Origin of the sequence: Pseudoalteromonas sp. XMcav1-K (assembly GCF_044005875.1) — a bacterium.
Lineage (GTDB): Bacteria > Pseudomonadota > Gammaproteobacteria > Enterobacterales > Alteromonadaceae > Pseudoalteromonas > Pseudoalteromonas spongiae.
Map to the genome: position 1 here is coordinate 1 of NZ_JBIPJE010000004.1, position 3547 is coordinate 3547.

Below are 3547 nucleotides of genomic sequence, written 5' to 3' on the forward strand. Positions count from 1 at the left end.
TACAAGGCAGAGGCTGCGTGGCATAGTTATTCTATGTGAGCCAGCCGATAACACAGTAGAAAAGCCAATCAAGCGCTGCCGAACGGTTCTTTTGAGCGCACTTTTCTCATTGTTGCCTACATGGATGTAGGTAAGGGGCGAGAGCAGGACGCGGAAGCTTTGCTCGATATTCGCTTAGATTACTAGGCCACACATCGAGCGCCGCGATAAAAGCACGCTCAAACAGAACAAAAATAGAACAGCAAAGATCAACAGACCCTAGTTATTCAGGCTATTTTTCAAATAGTCATGTATAAACTCATTGGCTTCAAAGAAGCTGCGCTCAAGCTCATCAGCGTAATGCGTTAAGGTTACGCTAGCAATGTCTCTTTCTTGATTAACAAGTGTTTCAATCGCTTGTGCTGCATTGGCAACGCTTACTGCACCAATGGTTTGTGCTGTTGATTTTAATTGATGTGCGAGCTTACCTGCTTGCTCTACATCTTCTTGTTTTAACGCACGTGAAATATCAAACGCGAGATCTTGCCCGTGTTTAGCAAACATATCTAAATAATGTTGATGCTGCTGAACATCATTTCCAACATAACTGATTAACTTTTCGATTAAAATAGGTGTAGCGGTGGTTTGTGCTTGTCCCTGCGGAAGCCATTTATCCATTAGCTCTTCAAGTACATTTAGCTCGACTGGTTTAGTAATGTAGTCGTTCATGCCGCCTTCAATGCACTTTTCTCGCTCACCTTTTAGCGCATTAGCAGTAACTGCAACTATGGTAGTCGCAGTTTTTAGGTCTTTACGATACGGAGACTCTTGTCTAATTTTACGCGCTAAATCATAACCAGACATTTTAGGCATATGTAAATCGGTTAATACAAACTCGTATTGGCCGTTTTTCCACATGTCAAAACCTTCTTCACCATTCGAAGCAATATCTACACTGTAACCAAGTAAGTTAAGCTGGTCGCAAATCACTTGTTGGTTCATTAAATTATCTTCAACTAATAATACTTGGCAATGCCCTTTGTTTTGGTGATTCGTTAACGGGCTAATTTGTTTCTTAGTATTAATAACTTTAGGAGATTGAAGCCCAGCAGCAATTAACAATGAGTTAAAAAAGGCTGTTTTACACAGCGGCATTGCCGAAAGGTAAAATAGGTTGTTTAAATTTAGTTTGGCTTCGGTTAAGCGGCCTAAAACAATTGCTTGCTGTTTATGCTCTTCTAAGTTGTAGGCAATTTTACGTAGCAGCTTATTTGCTTCATCCATGTCATGTGTGCCATCAAGCACCCAGATCAGACCCTGTTTAGTTTGCCATTCGGCAAGCTCATCAGATATTTGATTGAACGGTGTTACCTGTGCCCCTAAATAGCTTAGGTAAGATTGTAAGCGCTGCTTATTAATGTCTGTTGGGCTAAAGAGTGCAATTTGACGCTTTTGTAAACGTCCACGGTTACCTTTTTTCGCTTCTGAATCTTTGGTGAAAGGAATGCTCACAATAAATTCACTGCCAAGACCAAGCTCAGAACTAACGCGAATGGTGCCGTACATCAATTCCGTTAAGCTTTTACAAATTGAAAGGCCCAAGCCAGTACCGCCATATTCACGAGTAATGCTCTCTTCAGCTTGGCTAAAGGGTTGGAAAATACGCGCAAGTTGCGTTTTATCCATGCCTTTACCGTTATCGCTAATAATAAAATCGATAGTATCGAAATCATGGCTATTTGAGGCAAGTTTGGCTTCAATAGACACTTGCCCTTGCATATCGCTATTGGTTTGGGTGAATTTAATTGCGTTTGAACACAGGTTATAAATTACTTGGCGCACGCGCACGGCATCACCAAGCACAGATTCTGGAATTTCAGGGTCGATAAATAACGAAAGTTCTAAATCACTCTTGTGTGCAATAGAGCTCATTACTTTTGCAACTTCTTCAACGACATTAACAACGCTAAATGGTTTGTTTTCAACCGTTAGTTTGCCAGCTTCAATTTTAGAAAAGTCTAAAATGTCGTCCAAAATTCCTAACAGCGAAAAAGCAGATTCACGAATAATGCTACTAAGTCTGTGCTGAGAGCCTGTTAAGGTTGTATTGCGTAATAAATCGATGGTGCCAATGACACCATTCATTGGTGTACGTATTTCGTGGCTCATGGTTGCGAGGAACGTTGTTTTAGCTTCGCTTGCACGCTCAGCAACTTTAATTGCTTTTTCTAGTTCTTGGGTGCGCGCAACCACCTGATGCTCAAGGCTAGATTGTAAGTCTTGTAAATCGTTTTCAGCCTTTATATGTAATTGCTCGCTCTTGTTTACCGCATCAAGTAGCAAATTAACGCGCTCAGCAGTGGGGGCAAGACCTAACCCGATATTTGTATCGACGCGAAGTTGATAATCACCTTTTTCAGTAATGACGCTAATTTCTTTATCTAGCTTTTCTGTATTCGAGATGATTTTTCGTGAAAGTGCGGTTGGTAAAAAGGTAAAACAAAAAATGCCGCTTAAAATAGCTAATGCTGTCCAAAGGTATGCTGCGGTTGGCGAAGTAACGGTATTTATGATTTGTGATGGTTTTTTGTATTCGATAACAAGTAAGCCATGGTTCTTTCCTGCAAGGGTTAATTGTTGGCTTACGGTAATGGCGCTATCTGTTTCGATTGCGGCGGTTTTGTTTTCAGGGTTTGAAAAGTTGCCACCAGTTTTACTGATTAGCTGTAACTCGTCACGTTTTAAATTGTAAAGGTAGTAATCAATTCCTTTATCGACGGATTTTAAAGAATGAAGAATTTGAATCGCATTATTAAAACCAAATCGGGTGATGGCATCAACCAATGGTCTATCAACTTTATCTGCAATGGTTTGAATATCGAGTTTGGTGTAGCTGGGGAGTTGTGGTTCGTTAGTTTGTATTTTGGAAAAGCTGTTTATTGCCATATATAACGATGCGGCGAAAATTATAAAAACAATGGCATTAATTGTATGAATAGCTTTTAGCGATAAAAACTTGTTAGTAAGCATTTTAAAACCTTACTCCAGTTATAGGGGCTTCTTTGGATATTATTGTTGCTTTATTTGTACAAGGCCAAAAAATTATGTTTTTGACCCAATTACTAGTACAAAATACCGATAAATCTTACTATTACATACGAATTTAGCAAAGTGAAATCATTTGTAGTGCTTTGTTTGTGTTCAATTTGGCGGATAAGTGTGCAAACGAAAATGAATGTTGAAAAAAGTGTTGACTTGAAGCAGCAAAACCCGTTTAATACGCCGCACGCCCAGACAGGCAGAACGCAAAAGCAAGAAGCGAGTAGCGCTCAAATGTTTAGTAAAATTAGTTTTACGTAATGCCCAAGTAGCTCAGTCGGTAGAGCAATTTGGAATAGCATTGAGAATCCTTTTTAGGTTTTCTAGTTTACCGAATTAAAACGCCCAGATAGCTCAGTCGGTAGAGCAGAGGATTGAAAATCCTCGTGTCGGTGGTTCGATTCCGCCTCTGGGCACCATCTTTTAAAGATGACCAGTTTTAGTGTGCCTGCTTAGCTCAGTTGGTAGA

Annotated in this window: 1 protein-coding gene and 1 tRNA gene; one reads left to right on the top strand and one right to left on the bottom strand. The window is 40.0% G+C overall.

Annotated elements, in window-relative coordinates; all coding sequences use genetic code 11:
* Nucleotides 1-258: 258 nt before the first annotated feature.
* The gene (locus tag ACHSBP_RS00040; protein ID WP_336435320.1) at nucleotides 259-3009 is read right to left on the bottom strand and encodes an ATP-binding protein; all 2751 of its coding nucleotides are present in this window, start codon (nucleotides 3007-3009) and stop codon (nucleotides 259-261) included.
* Between the two features lie 412 nt (nucleotides 3010-3421).
* On the opposite strand from ACHSBP_RS00040, the gene ACHSBP_RS00045 reads away from it, so the two are divergent.
* Nucleotides 3422-3497, top strand: a tRNA-Phe gene (locus tag ACHSBP_RS00045).
* The last annotated feature ends 50 nt before the right edge of the window (nucleotides 3498-3547 follow it).